26 protein-coding genes are annotated in these 22,889 nt (G+C 41.0%); 1 reads left to right on the forward strand and 25 read right to left on the reverse strand.

The genetic code is table 11. The features are described from left to right. Positions 1-108 precede the first annotated feature (108 nt). The 16 genes from nth to ACRYKC_RS09525 form a co-directional block, all read right to left on the reverse strand. The gene (gene nth / locus ACRYKC_RS09450) at positions 109-765 is read right to left on the reverse strand and encodes an endonuclease III (protein ID WP_433806477.1); all 657 of its coding nucleotides are present in this window, start codon (positions 763-765) and stop codon (positions 109-111) included. A gap of 9 nt (positions 766-774) precedes the next feature. Beyond that, positions 775-1,470 (reverse strand): DnaD domain-containing protein, encoded by a 696-nt coding sequence (locus ACRYKC_RS09455; RefSeq protein WP_433806478.1) that lies wholly within the window; start codon positions 1,468-1,470, stop codon positions 775-777. A gap of 88 nt (positions 1,471-1,558) precedes the next feature. After that, entirely contained in the window at positions 1,559-2,851 is a 1,293-nt protein-coding gene (gene asnS, locus ACRYKC_RS09460; protein WP_433806479.1) for an asparagine--tRNA ligase, read from the reverse strand. Between the two features lie 21 nt (positions 2,852-2,872). Continuing rightward, a complete protein-coding gene (locus ACRYKC_RS09465; RefSeq protein ID WP_433806480.1) occupies positions 2,873-4,057 on the reverse strand; it encodes a pyridoxal phosphate-dependent aminotransferase in 1,185 nt (394 codons plus the stop codon). A 19-nt stretch (positions 4,058-4,076) separates the two neighbouring features. Further along, positions 4,077-4,607 (reverse strand): cell wall elongation regulator TseB-like domain-containing protein, encoded by a 531-nt coding sequence (locus ACRYKC_RS09470; protein ID WP_433806481.1) that lies wholly within the window; start codon positions 4,605-4,607, stop codon positions 4,077-4,079. Beyond that, positions 4,564-4,734, reverse strand: coding sequence for a YpmA family protein (locus ACRYKC_RS09475; protein WP_085029749.1), 171 nt, complete (start codon positions 4,732-4,734; stop codon positions 4,564-4,566). Before ACRYKC_RS09475 ends, ACRYKC_RS09470 begins: the two co-directional genes overlap by 44 nt. Positions 4,735-4,827: 93 nt before the next feature. Next, the gene (gene dinG / locus ACRYKC_RS09480; RefSeq protein WP_433806482.1) at positions 4,828-7,635 is read right to left on the reverse strand and encodes an ATP-dependent DNA helicase DinG; all 2,808 of its coding nucleotides are present in this window, start codon (positions 7,633-7,635) and stop codon (positions 4,828-4,830) included. Between the two features lie 194 nt (positions 7,636-7,829). Further along, the gene (gene panD / locus ACRYKC_RS09485; RefSeq protein ID WP_433806483.1) at positions 7,830-8,219 is read right to left on the reverse strand and encodes an aspartate 1-decarboxylase; all 390 of its coding nucleotides are present in this window, start codon (positions 8,217-8,219) and stop codon (positions 7,830-7,832) included. A 20-nt stretch (positions 8,220-8,239) separates the two neighbouring features. After that, positions 8,240-9,106 (reverse strand): pantoate--beta-alanine ligase, encoded by an 867-nt coding sequence (gene panC / locus ACRYKC_RS09490; RefSeq protein ID WP_433806484.1) that lies wholly within the window; start codon positions 9,104-9,106, stop codon positions 8,240-8,242. An 11-nt stretch (positions 9,107-9,117) separates the two neighbouring features. Further along, on the reverse strand, positions 9,118-9,939 hold the full coding sequence (gene panB / locus ACRYKC_RS09495; protein WP_433806485.1) for a 3-methyl-2-oxobutanoate hydroxymethyltransferase: 822 nt from the start codon (positions 9,937-9,939) through the stop codon (positions 9,118-9,120). After that, on the reverse strand, positions 9,932-10,924 hold the full coding sequence (locus ACRYKC_RS09500) for a biotin--[acetyl-CoA-carboxylase] ligase (RefSeq protein ID WP_433806486.1): 993 nt from the start codon (positions 10,922-10,924) through the stop codon (positions 9,932-9,934). Before ACRYKC_RS09500 ends, panB begins: the two co-directional genes overlap by 8 nt. After that, positions 10,900-12,108, reverse strand: coding sequence for a CCA tRNA nucleotidyltransferase (locus ACRYKC_RS09505; RefSeq protein WP_433806487.1), 1,209 nt, complete (start codon positions 12,106-12,108; stop codon positions 10,900-10,902). Before ACRYKC_RS09505 ends, ACRYKC_RS09500 begins: the two co-directional genes overlap by 25 nt. Beyond that, on the reverse strand, positions 12,092-13,228 hold the full coding sequence (gene bshA / locus ACRYKC_RS09510; protein WP_433806488.1) for an N-acetyl-alpha-D-glucosaminyl L-malate synthase BshA: 1,137 nt from the start codon (positions 13,226-13,228) through the stop codon (positions 12,092-12,094). Before bshA ends, ACRYKC_RS09505 begins: the two co-directional genes overlap by 17 nt. 6 nt (positions 13,229-13,234) lie before the next feature. Then, a complete protein-coding gene (locus tag ACRYKC_RS09515; RefSeq protein ID WP_433806489.1) occupies positions 13,235-13,651 on the reverse strand; it encodes a methylglyoxal synthase in 417 nt (138 codons plus the stop codon). 15 nt (positions 13,652-13,666) lie between these two features. Continuing rightward, positions 13,667-14,467, reverse strand: coding sequence for a 4-hydroxy-tetrahydrodipicolinate reductase (dapB, locus tag ACRYKC_RS09520; protein ID WP_433806490.1), 801 nt, complete (start codon positions 14,465-14,467; stop codon positions 13,667-13,669). Then, positions 14,467-14,802, reverse strand: a complete 336-nt coding sequence (locus tag ACRYKC_RS09525) for a nucleotide pyrophosphohydrolase (protein ID WP_433806491.1) — start codon at positions 14,800-14,802, stop codon at positions 14,467-14,469. Before ACRYKC_RS09525 ends, dapB begins: the two co-directional genes overlap by 1 nt. 154 nt (positions 14,803-14,956) lie before the next feature. Here ACRYKC_RS09525 and ACRYKC_RS09530 point away from each other — a divergent pair, with 154 nt between their 5' ends. Next, positions 14,957-15,832: a YitT family protein gene (locus ACRYKC_RS09530; protein ID WP_433806492.1), complete on the forward strand. Its 876-nt coding sequence runs from the start codon at positions 14,957-14,959 to the stop codon at positions 15,830-15,832. 186 nt (positions 15,833-16,018) lie between these two features. On the opposite strand, the gene ACRYKC_RS09535 is transcribed toward ACRYKC_RS09530, so the two are convergent. The 9 genes from ACRYKC_RS09535 to ACRYKC_RS09575 form a co-directional block, all read right to left on the reverse strand. Next, on the reverse strand, positions 16,019-16,693 hold the full coding sequence (locus tag ACRYKC_RS09535; RefSeq protein ID WP_433806493.1) for a zinc metallopeptidase: 675 nt from the start codon (positions 16,691-16,693) through the stop codon (positions 16,019-16,021). 66 nt (positions 16,694-16,759) lie between these two features. Continuing rightward, positions 16,760-17,470, reverse strand: coding sequence for a sporulation protein YpjB (locus tag ACRYKC_RS09540; protein ID WP_433806494.1), 711 nt, complete (start codon positions 17,468-17,470; stop codon positions 16,760-16,762). Positions 17,471-17,528: 58 nt separating this feature from the next. Next, positions 17,529-18,104, reverse strand: a complete 576-nt coding sequence (gene lhaT, locus ACRYKC_RS09545) for a lipoprotein heptaprenylglyceryl N-acetyltransferase LhaT (protein ID WP_433806595.1) — start codon at positions 18,102-18,104, stop codon at positions 17,529-17,531. 79 nt (positions 18,105-18,183) lie between these two features. Then, the gene (locus ACRYKC_RS09550; RefSeq protein WP_433806495.1) at positions 18,184-19,134 is read right to left on the reverse strand and encodes a c-type cytochrome; all 951 of its coding nucleotides are present in this window, start codon (positions 19,132-19,134) and stop codon (positions 18,184-18,186) included. A 29-nt stretch (positions 19,135-19,163) separates the two neighbouring features. Then, positions 19,164-19,838, reverse strand: coding sequence for a menaquinol-cytochrome c reductase cytochrome b subunit (gene qcrB, locus ACRYKC_RS09555; protein WP_433806496.1), 675 nt, complete (start codon positions 19,836-19,838; stop codon positions 19,164-19,166). Positions 19,839-19,841: 3 nt separating this feature from the next. Beyond that, a complete protein-coding gene (locus ACRYKC_RS09560) occupies positions 19,842-20,351 on the reverse strand; it encodes a QcrA and Rieske domain-containing protein (RefSeq protein ID WP_433806497.1) in 510 nt (169 codons plus the stop codon). Between the two features lie 131 nt (positions 20,352-20,482). Then, complete coding sequence (locus ACRYKC_RS09565) at positions 20,483-20,938, reverse strand: YpiF family protein (RefSeq protein ID WP_433806498.1); 456 nt, start codon at positions 20,936-20,938, stop codon at positions 20,483-20,485. Between the two features lie 104 nt (positions 20,939-21,042). After that, positions 21,043-21,603: a ReoY family proteolytic degradation factor gene (locus ACRYKC_RS09570; RefSeq protein ID WP_433806499.1), complete on the reverse strand. Its 561-nt coding sequence runs from the start codon at positions 21,601-21,603 to the stop codon at positions 21,043-21,045. Positions 21,604-21,625: 22 nt separating this feature from the next. Then, positions 21,626-22,885, reverse strand: a complete 1,260-nt coding sequence (locus ACRYKC_RS09575) for a tetratricopeptide repeat protein (RefSeq protein ID WP_433806500.1) — start codon at positions 22,883-22,885, stop codon at positions 21,626-21,628. Between the last annotated feature and the right edge of the window lie 4 nt (positions 22,886-22,889).

Consider the following 22,889-nt stretch of genomic DNA (forward strand, 5'->3'; position numbering starts at 1 on the left):
AAAAAAGTAAGACCAAATCCCTTATGATTTGGTCTGCTAATTAGTATTTTACTTTGTTTGTTGTTTATCCACCGAAACAAAACTTCCTACTATTTAGGATGTCCTATTTTATTTCCGGTTTTGTTTTTTCATGCGCTTCTGGCCTTCTCTGCATAATATCAACAATGGGCATTCTTCACAGTTTGGTCTTTGGGCCTTACAATGATACCGTCCAAAAAAGATCATTCGGTGATGGGTATCACTCCACTCTTCTCGGGGAATTTTTCTCATCAATGTTTTTTCAACTTCTAAAACCGAGTCTTTCCAACGGCAAATCCCTAAGCGTTTAGAAACTCGTTCCACATGAGTATCTACTGCAATAGCCGGCTCTCCAAATGCAACAGATGCTACGACGTTCGCCGTTTTTCTTCCTACTCCTGCCAAGCTCTCTAACTCTTTTTTTGTTGGAGGAACTTCTCCGTTAAAATCGCTGACGAGCGTTTGAGATAACTTCTTAATGTTTTTAGCTTTGTTCCTATATAAACCGATTCGTCTAATATCTTCCTGGAGCTCCTCCAGTGAAACGGAAATATAGTCTTCGGGTGTTTTATACTTTTCAAACAACCCAGGGGTTACTTTATTGACTAAAGCATCAGTAGCCTGAGCGGATAATACCACAGCAACTAGTAATTCAAAAGGGTTGCTGTGGTTCAACTCACATTCTGCTTCCGGAAACATTTCTTCGAACGTGTCTAAACAGAAACGAATTTGTTTTTTATTCAACATGGAATTGTATTATAAGTCCTCCTCTAGCCAATTGTAGTATAAAGAGATATCTCGTTTTTTCCTTGTTTCGGGTTGCTCTTTTCTAGAATTTTGTCCTTGACGGAACTGTTTGCCGTGTTCACGTGCTTGCTGAACAGTTTGAATACCCTTCTTCTTCCACTCTCTTAGAATTCTGTCGATGTATTTAAAGTTTAATTTACTCATGAGCACAGCTTCTCTAAGTGCGGCTTTAATGAGAGCAGGAGACTGTCCATCTTCATCCAGCCAAATGTTAATCGTCTCTATTTCAAATGGAGATAAAGGACGCCCGAATTCTTGTTCAAAAAGAGGAAAAATATTTTCATTAAATTCTTGCGTCTCCGGACTCTGAACAGGAGTGTAAGTGAACAGCTTTTCCCATAGTGGTTCGAGGGAATAACACTCATTTAACACCTGTTGTTCATTATGCTGCTGTTCTATAGAAAGCAACTGTTTTTGTATTAAGCTTCTCAGTATTTTCGAACATTCTTGACTTGATACAGTTAATGTACTTGCCAGCTCTTCTGGAGTCGGAAAAGAATTTCCTTCTGTACGGTAACGGTGAATTTGCATGATCAAAACCAGCTCAGTCTCTCCCAAACCTAATTTCGTGTAATCCGTCAAGAGCTGTTTGGGAACCATGACTTGATTATCAAGAATGCTTTGAAAACTCTGGTATTTAGGCATATGGATCACCTCTTTTCATCATATCACAGGAAAAAACACCGATGCCGTCTGCAATGGAAGGATCGGTGTTTGAAAAACTGCAAATTTCTTAAGGGTATAGTCTATTTAATAAACGAGGGAATGGAATCGTCTCACGGACGTGTTCTACTCCCGCAATCCATGCTACCGTTCTTTCTAATCCAAGTCCGAAGCCTGAGTGCGGCACACTTCCGTATTCACGAAGCTGCAAATACCACTTATAGGCTTCTCCAGTTAAGTCATGTTCTTCGTACCGCTTTTTCATAAGCTCAAGATCATCAATTCGCTGAGAACCGCCAATTATCTCTCCATAGCCTTCAGGCGCGATCAAGTCGGCGCATAGAACAACATCAGGGCGTGTAGGATCTGGTTTCATGTAAAATGCTTTAATTTCTGCTGGGTAGTTTGTGATAAATACAGGTTTATCATAACTTTCAGCAATAGCCGTCTCATGAGGTGCACCAAAATCTTCTCCCCACTCAATATCTTCAAATCCTTTTTCTTTAAGAAGCTGGATCGCTTCATCATAGCTGATACGTGGGAATGGAGCTTGAACTTTTTCTAGCTTCTCAACATCACGCCCTAGCGTATCAAGTTCGATCTTACAGTTTTTAAGAACGGACTGAACTACATGGGAAACGTATTGTTCCTGTACTTCTAAGCTGTCTTCATGGTCCATAAAAGCCATCTCTGGTTCAATCATCCAGAATTCAATAAGATGTCGGCGTGTTTTTGATTTCTCAGCACGGAATGTCGGTCCGAAGCTGAATACTCGGCCAAAAGCCATCGCCGCTGCTTCCATGTAGAGCTGACCACTTTGAGAAAGATAGGCATCTTCATCAAAGTACTTTGTATGAAAAAGTTCGGTTGTGCCTTCAGCAGATGACCCTGTAAGGATTGGTGGATCTATTTTGACATACCCGTTTTCATTAAAGAACTCATACGTCGCACGAATGATTTCGTTCCGTACTTTCATTACGGCATGCTGGCGGCTTGAACGCAGCCACAGGTGCCGGTGATCCATCAAAAATTCCGGCCCGTGTTCTTTAGGTGTGATTGGATAATCCACTGCTTCATGAATGAGTTCGAAATCATTCACTTGCATTTCAAAGCCTAATGGAGAACGAGTATCTTCAACGATTGTACCCGTAACATAAAGTGATGATTCTTGAGTCAAAGCTTTTGCTTCCTGAAATTTCTCTTCACCAATATCAGCCTTCACGACAATTCCTTGCATGAAACCTGTTCCATCACGAAGTTGTAAAAAAGCGATCTTACCGCTTGAACGCTTATTGGCAAGCCACGCACCGATGGTGACTTCTTCTCCTACGTGTTTTGATACTTCAGAAATCGTTGTTTTCACACTAATACCTCCAGCTAACGTTTATGATTGATGTTTTTGAACAAAGTCTTTAATGCGCTTAGCCGCCTCTTCCAACTGATCTAATGAAGTTGCGTAAGATAAGCGTACATTCTCAGGAGAACCGAAGCCGGATCCTGGTACCAGCGCCACTTTCTCTTCATCTAGGAGCGCCTTCACCCACGAATCGACGTCTTCAAATCCGCACGTTTCCACAGCTTTTTTCACATTTGGAAACAAGTAGAAAGCACCGGAAGGCTTGGCACATTCTACACCTGGAATATCAACCAACAATGAGTATAATACATCAAGACGCTCTTTGAAAGCTCGTTTCATCTCGTCTACTTTCTCCTCTGTAGCAGTGTAAGCAGCCAACGCTGCGTATTGAGCCACAGAGGTTGGGTTTGAAGTAGAATGGGATGCCATGTTTGACATTGCTTTAATTATTGTTTTATTACCTGCTGCAAACCCAATTCGCCATCCAGTCATTGAGTGAGACTTAGAGACTCCGTTAATAATGACTGTCTGATCATATAACTCTTCTGAAATTTGTGCAATCGACACATGATTTTCATCAGTGTAGATGAGCTTCTCATAAATTTCATCGGAAACAATAAGTACATCATTTTCTAAACAAACTTGCCCGATAGCCTCCAGCTCTTCTTTAGAGTACATCATTCCCGTTGGGTTACTAGGAGAATTTATAATGACAGCTTTCGTTTTTGGAGTGATCGATTCCTCTAGCTGTTCTGGTGTCACCTTAAAATCATTTGATTCATCAGCCGTTACAATAACAGGTTTCCCTTGAGCAAGTTTGATTTGCTCGGGATAGCTCACCCAATAAGGTGCAGGGACAATAACCTCGTCCCCTTCATTCAACAGCACCTGGAATAGCGTGAACAAAGCGTGTTTAGCACCTGTTGTAACAATAATCTGCTCATTTGTGTAGGTAAGTTCTTGATCACGTTTAAGTTTAGCCGTAATGGCGTTTTTTAATTCCGGAATCCCACCCGCAGGGGTATATTTTGTTTTTCCTTCATCCATAGCACGTTTAGCCGCTTCTAAAATAAAAGATGGGGTATTAAAGTCCGGCTCTCCTGCTCCAAGACCTATGACATCGTGTCCTTCAGCTTTAAGAGCTTTTGCTTTGGCTGTAATTGCCAAAGTGCTTGATGGGGTAAGTGATTGAACGCGGTCAGCAAGTTGCATGATATGTTCACTCCTTCAATTAATTCTGCCTAAAGGCAAATCTTTGATCAAAACTTTCACCAGATAGTTTAAAGTAGTCTAAAACATAACGGTTTTTTTCATCAATGTAGCTCATCTCATAAACAGGCTGATTCTCTTCAAATGCGTATTGAATATATTTAAATTCACAGCCTCCACAACTCTGGCTCCACTTTTGCTTTAGTGCTTCTTTTGAAATGACTTTCTCATTAAATAACTGCTCAATTACTTTCTTTTCTTTAAGATCGATATAGATAAGCCCATGATCTCCTTGGTTGGACTTTCCTTCTACAATATGTACCGTTTGTTCGCCACGGTAGACTGTAACCTGATCAACCTCAGACAATTTAGTTTCTTCCAAGGCAATTTTAGAAGCGTCTTCCTGCCCTGCTGTACGATCCTTATTAATTTCAAAGTACATCCATGAAAAGAATAGTAGAAAAATAATAACCAGCACAGCAAAAGTCAATGATGTCCACTTCACCCACCTAGGTACGGTAAATTGTGAAGACTGCGGTTTGATCGTCCTCATCATCTAGAGCCAACCCAAACATTAAATTTTGTTCTTTCAAAGTTCGATTTAAAGAATCTACAACTTTATACAAGTCGTCTGATTTTTTAATCCGTACCGTCGATAATGTTTCAATTTTATTATCCAATTTAAACCCTCCATAAATCAGCCGAGATAGTCAAACATCTAGTGGGACTCGCTCTACATTATAACAGGTAAGAAGTAAGAAGTTGAACGGTAACTACAACCATTTGTCTATTTGGCTAATCAATTCCTTAGTCTGGCTATAGGTTATAGGTACATCAGGGATGGAAGAAAGAAAATATTTCCCATATTTTGCCTCCATCAGACGCTGATCACAAATGAAGACCACCCCTCGATCGGTACTCGATCGGATCAACCTACCAAATCCTTGCTTGAAGCGAATGATAGCATGCGGGAGCGACCTTTCCATAAACGGATTTCTCCCCTCTTCTTTTAACCTTTCATTTCTTCTAGTTTGTACGGGTTGACCTGGTGGCTGAAAAGGGAGCCTGACAATCATTAAGCAGGATAGATCATCTCCAGGTATATCCACGCCCTCCCAAAAAGAACTTGTTCCTAAAAGAATGGACTGCTCAAAGGCCTGAAAATTCTTTTTCAAGCGGTCTCTGCTTCCACTGGATACACCTTGAGCAAATACCATGAACTCATCCGGATCAATGAATTCTCTAAGCAGATGATACGTCTTTTTTAGCATCTCGTAAGATGTAAATAAAACGAGCATTCTTCCCTTAGTCACTAGAGCCGTAGAATAAATAGCTTCACTAATCGCTTCAATAAATTCTTCAGGATGAGATTTAATACTAGGAAAATCGCTCGGCACCATTAACTTAACTTGTGATTCATAATCATAGGGTGAAGGGAAACTTACTTCAGTTACAGCATCACTTTGGTCTAACCCCAGGGTTTTCCTGAGATAATCAAACGATCCGTTCGTTGTCATCGTAGCACTGGTCAAAGTGACGCTCAGTTTCTTCGAGAAAAGACGTTCATGAAGAAGGTCTGCAATATTCAGAGGCTCGCCAAACAGGTATACGGCGTTTGTAGCACCTTCTCCTTCTATTTCAATCCACTTCACTTCATCCTCATCACTTACGCTAAAATAATCCATTAGCTGTTTACGCACATGGTTGCAAAAATCTATTTTAGTATCCAGTCTTGACCTGAGTATAGCTATCGAGGGATTTTCAGCTAGAGGTTCCAGTGTATAAAGATGATCGCGTATCTTTTCCATCCCACCCATTAACTTACGGATCGCAGCCAGAAATCGATGACACATTTCATGCGCAGTAACGCGAAACGAGTCTTCTTTGCGTCCGCTAATCAAATACTGGATTCTTCCTACATCACTCTTCGCTTTTTCCTTTTTACTTTGTTTCTTTACTTTTTGAAAAATGAATCTGGAAAAATGGTTCAATTCTTCCTTGGCTTCATCCACGATAAACTGACAGCGGTCTAGCTCTCTAAAGATCGCATCGGAAACATTAAGCTTCCTATAGCCTCTCTTTTTGAAAAGCTCGGAGAACTGAGTCAACTGTCTCTGCAGTTCTTTATAATTTAAGCGAATACCAAAATACCGGCTTGCTACAGATTCGAGGTGATGTGCTTCATCCACAATCGCATACTCATAATTCGGCAACCGATCTTCAGAGCTGATAAGATCCATACATAAAAGAGCATGATTCGTAATAATGATATCTGCCTGTTCAGCTTTTTTCTGTGCCCATCTGAAGAAAGAGTTTTCTCCTATATCTAATTCTACCTTCTTAGTGGATTGCTCCGATGACACTTTGTGCCAAAACTGTTTCCCATTCGAAGGAAGTTGAATCTCGTCAATATCACCTGTGGATGTTTCCATTAACCAGACTAATATCATGGCCTTAGCCAGAGCACTATCATAATTATCCTGATATGACTGGTCAAGTTCATAACTGAAATGAACTAAACTGATGTAATGACTTCTTCCCTTGTAAAGCACAGCTTGAATTTGCCTGTTTGACATCTTTTCTATTATAGGGATCTCATCTTCGAGCAATTGTTTCTGCAAACTAGTCGTGTGTGTAGTAATGACAACTCTGTTGTTACTGTTTAAGGAATGATGAACAGCGGCTAATAAATACGAGATCGATTTCCCTGTGCCGGCTCCAGCTTCAATCATAGCATGGTTACCATTATTTAAAGCTTGCTGCACGGTTTCTGACATCTCCATCTGTCCTTTTCGTGGTTCGTAATTAGAGAGGTGTTTTTTCAACCCTTCAGGCTTATGGAAAGCCTTTTCTATCCAGTCCTTAAAAGGGGGCAGATGGTTCCCTTCTTTATTCAAAGAGCGATCTACTTTTCTAATTGGAATACCATGAAAAAGATCATACTCGAGTTCAAGACCTTTTAAATTTTTATACCGTTTCAGTTGAATGACCTCTTGAATCAATGGCCTTAGTTCACTTTTCAACTTTGATTCAACTTTAAGCATATGCTCAAGGGTTCGTTCCGGCAATCCTTCCAATCGTTTTAATAAAAATCCAAGCAATTCCCCAGTAACTTTAGCATCTGAAAGAGCTCGGTGCGGCTGGTCATGTCCCATATCTAACCATTCAGCCAGCTGACCAAGTTTGAAGCTAGGAGCCATAGGAAGCATAATTCTCGATAACTCAACTGTATCTATCACAGGGTTATGTATTGGTGGATAGCCACAACGTTTGAACTCTTCATTCAAAAAGCCTAGATCAAATTCAATATTATGTGCAACAAAATAAGTACCCTTGAGGATTGAATTGATTTCATCTGCGACTTCTGTAAATAAAGGAGCATCCAAAAGATCATCCTCTTCAATACCTGTCAAGGATGTAATAAAGGGTGGAATTTCTCTTTCAGGGTAGATCAAAGAAGAGAATTCCCGAACAATCTCTCTTTTCTCATCCATCAGGACAATGCCAATTTCAATAATGCGGTCACCCTTAGATGCCGAATTTCCTGTTGTTTCTAAATCAACAATCGCAAATGCAGTCATAAAATCACCTCTTTTAGTTAAAGAAAAAGACAGTCGCTCCTAAAGAGACGAAGTGCTTAAATTCAGTCCAGTAGAGTAATACCATACCCATTGATCAAGTTTGAAAGATTGCAGCAGCCACTGGGACAAAAAGGAAGGACCCTGCCTTGTCAATCGGGCAAAGATCCTTAACACGTCCCGTTATGCTTTTCTCCTTACATTGGTAAAGCAGTCAGTGGCGGTTCTTCTTCAACAATTTCTTCAACTTTGTTATTCTCTCCCATTAGGGCGATCTTTGGCTTAAAATCAGCCAGTTCGTCTTCACTCAACATAGCATAGGAAACGATGATAACAACGTCGTCTGGTTGAACGAGACGGGCTGCTGCACCGTTTAAGCAAACGACGCCGCTTCCACGTTCACCTGCAATAACGTAAGTTTCAAGCCTTGCTCCATTATTATTATTTACGATCTGAACCTTTTCATGAGGAAGAATCCCTACTTGGTCCATCAGATTCTGATCAATGGTTATGCTCCCGACGTAATTTAAGTTCGCTTCCGTTACGCGGGCTCTGTGTATCTTTGACTTCATCATGGTGCGAAACATGTATAATCCCCCTTGAAACCTTATCCTTTACTAATAAATCCATTCTGATCGAAAACAACGTTGTCGATCAACCTTGCGCGTTCGAAGTAAACCGCAGCCGCAAGTATAACCTGCTGATTTATTCGTTCAACAGGCTTCAAGTCAGGATAAGATAATAATTCAATATAGTCTATTTTACCATGAGTTTCATTTTCAAGAAACTCTCTAGTTGCCTCTATAACCTGCTGCGGATCCACCATCCCTTCCTGCACCATCTGCCGGCCCATTTGTAATCCTTGTTGGATAGCAGGAGCCTCACGCCTTTCTCCTTTAGACAAATTAACGTTACGGCTGCTTTTAGCAAGTCCGTCAGACTCCCGAACCGTAGGAACAGGAACTAGCTGAACAGGAAAGTTATAATCCTCTATAAGAGCATCCACGACAGCAACTTGTTGAGCGTCTTTCATTCCAAAGTATGCTCTCGTCGGCTGACATATATTAAAGAGTTTCGCAAGAACAGTCACAACGCCTTCAAAGTGACCTGGGCGACTTCCTCCACAAAGTACGTCCCCTCTTTTTGTCACTGTCATTTCGATAGAAAGAGGGTTAGGGTACATCGTATCCTTTGAAGGTAAGAAGATGAGATCGACACCATTTTCTTTGGCAACCTTTCTGTCGTGTTCTTCATCCCTTGGATAATGTTCGAGGTCTTCCCCCTCCCCAAATTGAAGAGGATTAACAAAGATACTTAGAATAACAAAGTCATTTTCCTTACGGGCCTCTCTAATCAGATGCACATGGCCTTCATGCAAATAACCCATGGTCGGTACAAAACCAATGGATTTTCCTTCTCTCACAAGAGTCATAGCTTTTTTCTGCACCGTTTTAATTTCATGATAAACTTCCATACAAATGCTCCTTACAACTTAGGCAAGCTCTCACTAGGCATTGTAAACGTATGTTTTTCCTCTGGAAATCTTCCGTCTTTTACTTCCCGTACATAGCTCTTAACTGCTTCGCCTAATTGCTTATTACTGTCCATATATGATTTTACGAATTTCGGCACACGTTCTACACCATACTTGAGAATGTCATGGTAAACAAGCACCTGCCCGTCACATTCTGCTCCCGCACCGATTCCTATGGTGGGAATACTTAAGTGGGAGGTAATTAATTCTGCCAATTGCCTAGGTACGCATTCCAGTACAATCGCCATTGCACCTGCTGTTTCAATTTGCTTAGCCTCTTCAAGCAGATGCTCTGCAGTCTCACGGTCTTTTCCTTGCACTTTATATCCGCCAAGCACGTTGACCGATTGTGGTGTGAGTCCGATGTGTCCAACTACTGGAATGCCCGCATGAATTAAGCGTTCAATCGTCTTTAATACTTCACCGCTACCTTCAAGCTTAAGCGCTTGAGCACCGGTATCTTGAAATAAACGCATGGCGTTCTTTAAAGAATCCTCCGTTGAAATATGGTAAGACATGAATGGCATGTCTACGACTTTGAACGTGTCCAATGCTCCTCTGGTAACCGCCTTTCCGTGATGAATCATATCTTCTAAAGTTACCGGAATTGTAGAGTCGTATCCAAGAACAGTCATACCGAGACTATCGCCAACAAGAATCATATCCGCTCCTGCTTCCTCTGCCATTTTAGCAGAAGGATAGTCATAAGCCGTGATCATTGCGATCTTCTTATTTTCCTCTTTCATTTGCGACAGATTGTGTTTATTAAGCATGGTATCCTCCTTCTCCCCAATGGATCTCTGCTGAATATAACTTCTCTTCATTCCCATCCTTATCTTTAGCTCTCAAGGCTCCATCGGGCTCAATCCCCACAAGAGTAGCCTGCCAGGTTCGTTTCATGGTAGAAATCGTAACTTCTTCTCCGATGCGATACCCATAATGCTCCCACTGCCGTTTCACTTCTTTGAAACCCAGATCAACGTACTGGTCGTATGTAGATTCAAACAAGCGTAGGATTTGTTGGACGGTCTCATGAATATTCCAATCCTGACCTGACTCAATTTTCAGTGAAGAAGCCTTATGATGCAGATCAAAAGGAATATCATCGATGTCCTGATTAACATTAATGCCCATTCCTAATACAACATATTGAATCTTGTCCTGTTCCGCCTGCATCTCTGTGAGTATGCCAGAAACTTTTTTATGGTTGATTAAAATATCATTAGGCCATTTGATTTGAGGTGTTATCCCCCCGCGGGTATCGATCATTTTAGCGAGCGCTGTAGCTGCTAGCAAGGTTAGCTGGGGGGCTTGAAAAGGAGGAAGATCAGGGCGAAGCAATATACTCATCCATATCCCTTTGCCTTTTGGTGAATCCCAGTTTCGAGCCATCCTTCCTTTACCTTTCACCTGTTCATCCGCAATAACGACAGTCCCATGTGGTTTGCTTTGTTTAGCCATCTGATGCACAACTTCCTGAGTGGACTCTACTTGATCAAAATGATAGAGATGCTGGCCAACCCATTTTGTATCTAGGCCCCACTGAAGAGTATTTGTACTGATTTTATCAGGAGAGGATATAATTTTGTACCCTTTTCTTTGTACGGCTTCTATTTCATATCCGTCTTTCTTTAATTCGTTCATATGTTTCCAGACAGCTGTTCTTGATATATCCAAAGCCTCAGAAAGCTGCTGTCCTGAAATATGTCCTTCTTGCTTCTGCAATAATTCAATTAACTGTTTGCGGGTGGATTCCATTTTGATACCCACTCCTTTATCTTTTCAAATTCATTTGGTACTACAGATGTCACAACGGCATATTCCAACTTTTCCATCGTTTCAGATATCCATGGTCCTTTTGGATGATCAGGATATAATAAAAGGAGATCCTTCGGCTGAAATGCTAGATCTTTTCTCGCTTGTATAGGAAGATGCAATATTTCCTTCTCAATCTTCTGTAAAATGTGATCATCCATTTTGGTTCTCGCACGAATTAACCGGGCAAAAGATGGATATAAGTGACTAGGAAGTTGATAGAGCAGCCATGGTGTTAACTTACTATTCCTTTCATACTCCAGTAGCCCCTCCAAAAGAGCCTCAGCATTACGTTGAGACCTTTTTGAAAGTTTCCAACCTTTCACCCATTCCTTAACACCTGCTTCTGAGTATTCGGAAGTATAGTAGGCGATCACTTCAGGCCAGGTCTGTAAACTGATATATGGAATCGTTTTTATAAGGTCAATTTTATTTAATTGAGGCAAGTAGGGCTTTAAACCTAAATCCGTAATCAATTTCAGTCCAAGTTTAAATCCTTTTCCTTTATACAATTTGATCGTTTCCTCAGCGATTCTCTCAATAGAAATGTGAGACAGCAATTCAGCCTGTTTTAAAATGGATAATTTTGTCCTGCTTTCGATAAAGAAATTGAGCTGACTCGCAAAGCGGACGGCACGCATCATACGCAGTGGATCCTCCTGAAAACGCTCTGTTGGATTGCCTACTGCATTAATTTCTTTATTTTCAATGGCTTTGCGGCCTTTATATGGATCTACGATTTGACCGTAACGGTCCATCGCTATGGCATTCATTGTGAAGTCCCGCCTTGCTAAGTCTTCATTTATGTCCCTTACAAATGTAACTTCATCAGGATGGCGATAATCCTGATACCCTTTTTCGGTTCGATAGGTTGTTATTTCATAGGATTCGCCACCATACCTAACGAGAACTGTACCATGTTCGATTCCAACAGGGATGACTTTTTCAAATATTTCTTGAATCCGTTCGGGTGGTTCAGAAGAGGCAATATCAATATCCCCGACTTCACTTCCTGATAAATAGTCTCTCACAGAGCCTCCTACGATGTATGCTTCTCCTCCGTGTTGCTCAATTTCTTCGATGATTGCAAAGGCCGATCGGAAAATGGATTCAAATGTCGTTCCCATCACTCAACACCTGCTTATATAATGCTTCATACTGCCCCAAAATAGTAGAGGAAGCAAATTTATCTTTTACTACTTCTCTAGCTTGACTAGAATAATCAGTCATTGTCTTCTCATCTGTTAGCATACGAATTGCGAATGAAGCTATTTGGTCGATATTCCCCAGTTCTACAATAAATCCAGTTTCTCCATGATCAATGACTTCAGGGATACCTCCAATATTTGTACCAATACAAGGGACTCCGCAAGCCATCGCTTCTAGTAATACCAGGCCGAAGCTTTCCTTTTCTGAAAGTAAGAGTTTTAGATCAGAGATTGACAACAAGTCACTGACATTCTCCTGCTTACCAAGAAATAACACACGATCTTCAATCCCTAACTCCTGCACTAGCTGATAACAGTCTGAATACTCTGGTCCATCACCGACTAACAATAGCTTAGAAGGGACTTCAGAGACGATTTTCGAAAAAGCATGAATGACATCTGGGACCCTTTTTACTTTTCTGAAGTTGGAGATATGAATAATTACCTTTTCATGTTCTTCGATACAGTAATCTTTTTTCAATTCCTGAGTCGATTTCCGGTAATATTCTCTCTCATCAACAAAATTATAGATCACTTCAATTCTTTTAGTTGTATCTAGCATATCCTGCGTTTGACTAACAAGGCTATTGGAAACGGCCGTCACTTGATCAGATTGTTCAATTCCGAATTTGATCATCTCTTTCAAACTTGAGTCGATTCCTAAAACCGTAATATCCGTCCCATGTAAAGTCGTAATAATTTTAACATCACGCTTACACATTTGTTTGGCTAAAATAGCGCAAATGGCATGAGGCATAGCATAGTGCACATGGAGGATATCCAACTCTTCTCGGTTAATCACTTCAGCCATCTTTGCTGCTAGAGCTAAATCATAAGGTGGATGTTGGAAAACCGGATAATTGCTCACTTCGACTTCATGATAATAGATGTTCGGGTAAACACGGTTCAACCGAAAAGGTACTTGCGAAGCAACAAAATGAATCTCGTGTCCTTGCTCCGCTAAGAGTTTTCCTAACTCAGTAGCGATCACTCCCGATCCACCCACCGTAGGATAGCAAGTAATTCCTATTTTAGCCATAAAACTTCACTCCTGATCTTTCTTCTTATCTTTTATTACATTTCGCCACTCAAAGTCACCTCTATCGAGTGCACGTATAAGTATCTCAGCACCTGCAAGATTTGTAGCAAGGGGAATCTGGTGAACATCACATAATCGCAGCAAAGCACTAATATCAGGTTCATGCGGCTGAGCTGTGAGTGGATCTCTGAAAAAAATCACCATATCCATCTCATCCTCAGCAATTTTTGCCCCGATTTGCTGATCCCCTCCAAGCGGACCAGATTGAAACCGATGGATAGGAAGACCTGTTGCATCAGAGATCTTCTTACCTGTCGTGCCTGTTGCAAACAACTGATGGTTCTTTAGGATACCGGTGTACGCTGTAGCAAACTGGATGATTTCTTTTTTTCTCTCATCATGTGCGATTAACGCAATATTCATGTCCGTTTCCTCCCTTTAATCAAGCAAATGCTCTAAACCATATACAAGCTGATCCAATTCCATTACTTTCTCAGTAGCAAGCTTCACACCGCTCATAAAGGACTCCCTGTGGTGAGAATCATGCTTAATCGTCAATGTCTGGCCAAGACCTCCAAAGACTACTTCCTGATGAGCAATAAGACCAGGCAGGCGCATACTGTGAATTTTCATACCATCTACATCTGCTCCTCTTGCCCCATCAATGGTTTCCTTCTCATCAGTATGTCCCTGCTTATGAGAATCTCTTACTTCTTGAATCAATTGAGCCGTTTTAACTGCCGTTCCAGAAGGGGCATCCAATTTTTGATCATGATGCTTTTCAATAATTTCTACATCAGGGAAATGTTTAGCGGCCCATTTAGAAAATTGCATCATGAGCAACGCTCCTACAGCAAAATTAGGAGCGATTACGACTCCAAGTTCTTTCCTCTCAGCTAAATCTGTAATTTCCTCCATTTGCGCCTCTGTAAAACCAGTAGTTCCTACTACTGGTCTCACCCCATGCTCCAGCGCAAGCTTTGTGTGCTTATATCCATGTTCAGGGGTTGTCAAATCGATTAGTACATCTGCTTCTAGTTCACCTAATGCTGTTTCAGCGCTTGTATAGATAAGCGCGTCCAATTTGGGAAGCCCTTCTATCTCCGCTACCTTCTGTCCATCATGAATACGATCTATACACCCTACAAGTTGAAAAGCAGATTCCTTTTCAATCATGCGAAGAGCTTCACTGCCCATTTTACCGCGTGGTCCCGCTACGATCACTTTAATATCAGCCATCAGTTATCCTCCCTTTCTTTTCTTGTCCAACGGTCTTTATCTCGGCTTTCGATTTTACTCATCGACTGTTCAAATGCTTCTGACAAATCTATATCCAACGAATTTGCAAAGCAGGTTAATACAAACAGAACGTCTCCCATCTCTTCTTCAAGAGCTTTTTCTTTTTCACTATCTTTCTTTGGTTTTTCCCCATAACGATGGTTGATTTCTCTAGCCATTTCTCCAACTTCTTCCGTCAACCTCGCTTGAAGACTTAAAGGCGAAAAGTATCCTTCTTTAAATTGTGATATGTAATCATCCACACGTTTCTGGATCTCTTTTGTAGAATAGTCCAAAATGAGTCACCTCTTTTATATTTCATACGTATCTCTCTAAATGTTAGCCAAAAGGGGGGCGTTTGACAAATTTTTTAGTTTAAAACATTTAATTGTCGTTTCAAAACAAGTTCTCTATAATATGAAACGTGTCACATATTACGGAGGTGAGAATATGAAGCTCTTTGGACTTCGAATAAAAAATATTATTTTTATTTTAATTGGGGCCGCAATCTTTTCTTTTGGTCTTGTCCACTTTAACATTCAGAACGAATTGGGTGAAGGCGGCTTTACTGGAATTACTTTACTTCTTTTGTACTTGTTTAATTGGGACCCTGCACTTATGAATATTGTTCTTAATATCCCAGTTTTAATTGTTGGGTGGAAAATACTGGGCAGGAACACATTTTTGTATTCACTAATCGGAATTGTTGCCGTCTCAGTCTTCATACGTCTATCACAGAAATACATGGTAGAAATCGATTTAGCTGATGATTTAACGCTTGCCTCACTTTTTGCGGGAGTGTTCATAGGGGTAGGTTTAGGGATCATCTTTAGATATGGCGGAACTACAGGCGGTGTAGACATTATCGCACGTTTAATCAACAAATATTTGGGCTGGAGTATGGGACGAGCCATGTTTATGTTTGATGCACTTGTCATTTTTGTGTCCATCATCACTTATCTTAACTCTATCAAGGGCATGTACACGCTCGTCGCTGTCTTTGTAGGGGCTAGAGTCATTGATTTCATACAGGAAGGTGCCTATGCAGCAAGAGGCACAACGATTATTTCAGAAAAAAGTGAGGAAATTTCCCGGAAAGTCCTTCAGGAGATGGATCGAGGAGTGACCGTTTTGGAAGGTCGAGGTTCATTCTCAGGAGCGAAGCGAGATGTCCTTTACTGCGTGATTGGAAAGAATGAAATTGTGCGTTTGAAAACAATTATTGACAGCATCGATCCTCATGCATTTGTTGCAGTTAGCCATGTCCACGACGTCATGGGAGAAGGCTTCACTCTGGATGAGAATAAAAATCCTTTAGAAGATTAGATTACTTAATAAGGCCAAGAGGCCAAATTAGTAACGTCAATAAATCTTTTTGAGTAGAGCTTTTTTAGCTTCCCTATCGTTTTCGCTACCAAGGTTATGCTGTCAGTATATCAATTTACCTTATAATAAAAGTATAAAAAAACAGAAAACCCCTGATCAATAAGATCAGGGGTTTATAAGCTAGGTTTATTCTTCACTCATTCCTGTAAACATTAAAATGAAACGAAGCAATTCTGCTACAGCTACAAGAGCAGCAGCTACATAAGTCATCGCCGCAGCGTTGAGAACTTTCTTTGTCTGACGTTCTTCATCGTTACGAATAATACCAGTGGAAACCAACTGACTCATAGCTCGGTTCGAAGCGTCGAACTCAACAGGGAGAGTAACTAATTGGAATAGTACGGCGGCGGAGAAGAAAATGATCCCGACAAGGGCAAGGTTAGCCAATCCCATTAAGAAACCAGCGATAATCAAAATGAATGAAATATTGGAACCAAAGCTTGCTACAGGTACTAGAGCACTACGAAAGCGCAAAAATGCGTAATCTTGAGCATCTTGAATTGCATGACCTACCTCGTGTGCTGCAACTGCTGCACCTGCGGCAGAGCGTCCATGAAAGTTGTCAGAAGATAATCGGACAACCTTCGAACGTGGATCATAATGGTCAGAAAGCTTGCCTCGCACTTCTTCAACACCAACATTGTATAATCCGTTATCATCTAGTATTTTTCTTGCTACTTCTGCTCCAGACATAGATGAGGAGGTAGCCACTTTTGAATATTTTTTGTACGTACTTTTAACTTTTGATTGAGCCCAGAAAGGGATGATCAAAATCAGCGCAAAGTATATGAGAAACTCCATGTTTCATTCCTCCGTCTTGGTTGTATTCACTACTTAGGTCAATTTTAGTCAAACTTAGCGAAAAAATCAACTATTTTCACTTTTCCGCGAATGGACCATCGCTTTGTGCCCTTTAAATTTACGAATAGACACATAAGAAAGGGTCAAGATTATTGTACCTCCTATGGTTAAGATCGTCCACAATAAAGCATCTAATGTAGGAGTTTTCGAATTCTTTATAAGGTCGTCAAGTTGCAGAAACGCGGTGTCACGGGCTTCAACCGTATCGTTTGAGTTTAGACTGGATATGGAAACCGTAATCCCTTCAATTTCTGCTCCGGGATAAAATACCTGAACGGTTGGTGCAAGTACATCCCATTGTTGAGCTATATCATCTACTGGTATAAAAACGTTCTGTAAATCCCGACTAATTTCTATCAAAGCTTGTTTGGTGAATAAAGTTGGATTTTCATCCGTAACCGCATTCATAAACATAACTAAACGTGCAGCATCTTTATTAAAGTCATCACTATTATTTGTAGCCAGTGGTTCTACTAATATATCCCACATGGACCTTTCTTCATCAGAAAGTGTCTCAACATATTGTTCCATTTGAGGAAGGCGATTATGCAGCATTCGCTCAGCCAGCTCATATTTTTCATCAGAGATTAAATATTGAAATTGAAGAATAAATGTATCCCACTCTTGGGAAGCACGGACCTCCATTTTGCCATGATGATTGATCGGCGTAAGCGCGAACAAAACGGAACAGAGGATCATTAGTATAGCCCGTCCCATTCCACTTCTCCCCTCTCGTAAAATGTCTTACAGAGAGTCTATGAGAGAAACAGCAAGATTAGACCGAAGGCTGGTTCTTTTTAGAAAGGAAATAAGCAATCCCGATACTAAGAATACTTAGCCAGAACGTAAAATAACCAATTTTGTCCATATACTGTACGATTGCAGGATAAACAGGCATCTGTCCAAAAACATAATCGATAACATCATTGTGAAGCGTCCAGACAGCAGCAACAATTAAGTGTTTAAGTCGTATAGCGTAATAAGGCCCGTACAACAAACCTTGAATAGCCATCGCTCCATGTGAAATCACCAGCATGTACCCTGTCCAGGGAAGACTGCCGTATTCCATAAAGGTTAATCCATTCATAACGACCGCCCAGACACCATATTTAAATAAAGTAATGACCGCCAAAGCTTCAACATATGGAGCGTTCTTCTTAAAAATGAAAAATGCAAGAAAAATAGTGAAGAAAAGGCTCGCCGTCGGGCTGTCAGGTACAAAAATAAGGAAAATTGGTTCAGTTTTAGAAAGCTGAGATTCATACCAAATATAACCATAGATAGTACCAAAAAGATTAACAAAAAATAGTAAAATTAAAAATGCCTGATTCGTAAGTATGTAGGAAATCATACTTCTCATCCTGCGTTCCTCCTATGTAAAAGACAAGCCGCGCTCAGTGAGCACGGCCTCTTATCTTTCTTATGGTATTTTACTCTTCAGAGCCGGATTCTTGACCAGATTCAGACCCTTCGCCAGAGCCTTCTCCTGAGCCAGATTCTTCGCCGGAACCTTCGCCAGACTCAGAGCCCTCGCCGGAGCCAGAACCTTCTCCTTCAGAAGATCCACCTTCTTCAGAACCGCCCTCAGAAGAACCACCTTCGCTTCCTCCACCAGAACCTGCGTTCTTAATAAATTCAGCAAGCTGTTGAAGTTCTTCATCAGATCCATTGAAAACACCCGCTGGCATCTGCCCGATACCGTTCACAGCAATGTCTTTAATCTCTTCAACAGATTTTTCTGTTCCCATCAGAGCTGGGTAACTTCCTTGTCCTTGAAGTGCATCACCATGACAGCTTAAACAGTTAGCCTCGTAAACTGCATAGCCAGGAGCGTCCTTGTTAATTTCAGATTCTACCGCTTCAATATTTACACCATACTTCTCAGCACGATGAGCATAATCAGCATGTTGTACAGATTCATATGTTAACCAGAAAGTTGCAAAAAATCCTAGAAGCATTAGTCCTACAGCGATTGGACGCTTATGTGGCCGACGCTCTGGACCACGGTCCAAGAATGGAGCAAGTAATAAAGCTCCGAAAGCTAGTCCTGGCATTACAATCGCACCAAGTACGATAAATTCTCCACCAGCAAACTCATATTTTAGAAATTGGTATAAGAATAAGAAATACCAGTCTGGCAACGGAATATAACTAGCGTTCGTCGGATCGGCCTGTTGCTCAAGTGGTGATGGGTGAGCAGCAGTCAAAATTAAGAAGCCGATCAAAAACACAGATCCCACAAGCCATTCTTTTAACAAGAAGTTCGGCCAGAAGGCTTCCGTACGACCCGGATATTCCGAATAGTCTTTTGGTAAATTGGCTTTTTGTTCAGCGGTGACACGCGAATCACCAACGAACTTCATCCCTTTTCCCCTATGCACAGCTTTCCCTCCTTTTTTAACTTACAGTTTTATAGTGGACCGGAAATACCTTGTTTTCGGATTAAGATAAAATGGAATGCCATTAACCCAAACAATGCAGCCGGCAAGAAGAATACGTGTATCGCAAAGAATCGTGTAAGCGTTTGTGCTCCTACGATTGATGGGTCACCAGCAAGCAATGTACGTATTTCATCACCTATAAGTGGAGTCGCTGCGGCAATTTCTAAACCAACTTGCGTGGCGAAATATGCCTTGTTATCCCATGGCAGCAGATATCCTGTGAACCCAAGACCTAACATGACAAAGAACAGCAATACTCCAATTACCCAGTTCAATTCACGTGGTTTCTTGTATGCGCCTTGGAAGAATACCCGCAATGTATGTAGAAATAACATTACGATAACAAGACTTGCGCCCCAGTGGTGCATCCCACGCACGATCTGGCCGTATGCTACCTCTCTTTGTAAATAATAAACAGATTTCCAGGCATTCTCGATATCAGGCACATAATACATCGTTAAGAACATACCGGATAAAATTTGGATAACCGTTACAAAGAACGTCAATCCGCCGAAACAATAAACAAAAGCTGAAAAGTGGTGTGCTGGGTTGACATGCTCAGGCACTTCGTGATCGGCGATATCGCGCCATAAAGGGGTAATATCTACACGCTCGTCCACCCAGTCATAAATTCTTTGCAGCATGAACTATACCCCCTTCTTTCTAGATTGTGCATCTCCAAGATAAAGCATGCCATCTTTTACTTCGTGTTTAAAAACAGGTAGTGGTGCTGTTGGTGGTGTTCCTGGTACGTTAACACCATCTTTCGTATAGCGTCCACCATGGCATGGGCAGTAGAATTGGTTAGGGTATTCTTCATTAGAACCCCAGTCTACTGTACAGCCCAAGTGAGTACAAATCGGTGAAAGTGCAACAATGTCGCCATTTTCATCTTTGTACACCCATGCCGTTTTCTGAACTTCCGATTCATACCAGGCATCAACCTGATCAATCGTCCATTCGACACGTGTTGGTTCATTCGTAATTTCATCAACTGAAGCAACAGATTTCAAATCCCCACCCTCTTGTTTCTGTAAGACAGGGTCGATCGCGAATCGAACCATCGGAGCAAGCATTCCAGCAGCCATGAAACCGCCTACACCAGTCAGTGTGTAGTTTAAAAATTGACGACGGGATACTCGTTTTTTATCACTCATTCTTTTCCCCCCTCTATGCTGTAATCCATGCGACATGGATTGTTTACACACAGTTTACTAGGACATTACCATGATAGCGCAATCTTACAGCCCGGTCAATAAATTATCGGACCTTGTCGTAACTTTTCAGATCACCAGAAGGCCTGAATGAATTCACTGATTTGATGGGCCTGTTCCTTTACAAAAGATTGTGTTTCTGTTGACTGAATATTACCGGACTGCATTCCAGGCACCCAGAGCAGTTGTCCCGTTAATTCTTTCTCATACTTCTTCCATTTTGGATCGAAAGTAAACAGGAAAATATGTTGAAATGGCTGCTTGTCGAATTGCTCTATCCATTTGTTAAGTCTCTCAACCTCTTGCTCCAACTGTCCATGTAAGTAATAATATTCAGGAGACAAAAACACCCTTCCCCTATACTCCTTCTCTACGAGTTGAGTAAAAACTTGGTTGAGCTCCCTCTGAAAAGCGTGTTTGGGCATCTGGCTGTCATCAGCTGGATCGAAAGGGATCAAAGGTATGATGACAGTATCGATGTATTCTTTTTCTGGTAAGTATTGTGTAGTATCTGTTTTAATCCAACGCATGATGCATACATTCCTTTCTTTACTTAATTTTCATTGTACTAAAATTTTGAAAAAATAAAAATCAGGAAACATCCAAAGATGCTCCTGATTTTCTAAAAAATGAATTAGACGTATGCTTTTAATTCGTGCTTCAACTTAGTAAGTGCATCGCATAAGTCTTTGAATTCTTCCCGTTTGCCATGAATAAGAGCTTCATCTATCTTATTTTCTATCTGCCTTTGTCTATGCTTTAACAAGCTTAGAGATAATAGCCGGTCCGCTTCATTTTTATCACGTTCGTTCAAATAATAATCTTTCGGTAGGTAGGGGTTTTCTTCTAAAACCAGAGCATACTTGGAACATTGCTGAGCTTTATCAAAATTCATTTGGATATAAACAGGTTCATCTTGATTCATACGGAGGTCATGAAACGATTTCTCGGCGTCATTAGTCATGACTTGACCTTTGTAAAAACGGAATGGAGGATCAGATACCCCTTGAGCACTGATTTCCATACCTCGAGGGCAAAATTTGACCTCTTGAACGAAATGCACGCTTGATAATAACGTTTCGTGATTCATCAGATAGTTAAGAATCCACACACTTTCCCTTTTCTTTAATTGATAATGATTTAAGAACCAGCGGACAAAATCCTTTTTCTCATTGACAGAAATAGGTGTTTGCATATGCGCCCCTCCTGCGCCCTTATTAATCGTTTTGTTCCTTTAGCCTCTCTACAAAATCCTCAATTTCTGTATCTGCAGGGTCTATTGATAAATATTCACTTAAGACTTGTTGGGCTTCTTTCATTCGCCCTTCTTCAACTAAGAAATAACCGTATGATTTTAAGAAGTCTGTATCTTCCTTCAAAGAAGGATAAGCTTGTTTGTATTGTTCATAGGCTTCTTTAAATTGTTCCTCTTCCTCATAAGCTTGAGCTAGTTCCCAAAGATAATTTGGGTCCTCTTCTCCAAAGGATATCAGCTGATTGATGAGTTCAATAATCGCCTCAAAATCCCCATCACTTTTATAATTTTCAATTAAGAATAAGACAGCTTCTTTATAACCTGGATCCAGCGCCACGGCTTCCCGCATTAGTCTGTATCCTTCCTCTTTGTTCCCCTGTCTATGTGAAAGGGTAGCTGCGAGGTGATAAAGTTCCTTATTAAATTCATCTTTCTCTAGACCCTTTTTCGCCATTTCCAAAGCTTCTTTTGGCATCCCCTCAAAATCGTAAGCTTGTGCTAAGTGAGGATAAACGGATTGGAAGTAAGGGTCTTTCTCCATCAGCTCTTCCCAGACCTTGATGGAGATATCATTCCGGTTGGCTTGAAAAGCAACAAACCCATAGCGGAACATGACATCTGGATTATCTTCTTCAACTCTTTGGAAATAATCTAGAGATTTTTCAAACTCTCCATTCGCTGCATATGCCTCAGCCAGCCTTGTAGCTACCTCAATATCCCCTATGACCGGCTGGTGGTGCATGGCATTCTCATAATACGGAACACTCTTCATGTATTCCCCATTTGAAAAAGCCAACTCCCCTAGAGCAAAATCAATGATCGCTGAATTAGGTTCTACTTGTTTAGCTGTAAGCAGCTTTTGTTCCGCCACTTCATAAAGGCCTTGTGCCTGATAAAGGTCTGCCAGCTGTACAAGTGCCTGCAAATAGTCCTCATCTTCGGGTCCAAACTGATTTAATAACTCAATCGCTTCATCGTCTTCATCCAAATCGATATGGATTTCTGCCATCATCACTTTCAATTCTTGTTCTTTTGGATAGCGCTGAATCAACTCATGAAGAACCATTTTAGCTTCCTCAAGCATCCCCCATTGGATATATAGCTCCGCAATGGTAAAGCGCTCCTCTTCATCTGCTTCTGGTAGATACGTTGTAAGAGTGTTAATTGCCTCTTCCGTCTTATGCTCTTCCATAAGGCGAACTGCTTTTTGTATTTCCTCCATGATG

It is taken from the genome of Halobacillus sp. A1-3 (assembly GCF_050971765.1).
In the GTDB taxonomy this organism is placed as follows: domain Bacteria; phylum Bacillota; class Bacilli; order Bacillales; family Halobacillaceae; genus Halobacillus; species Halobacillus mangrovi_B.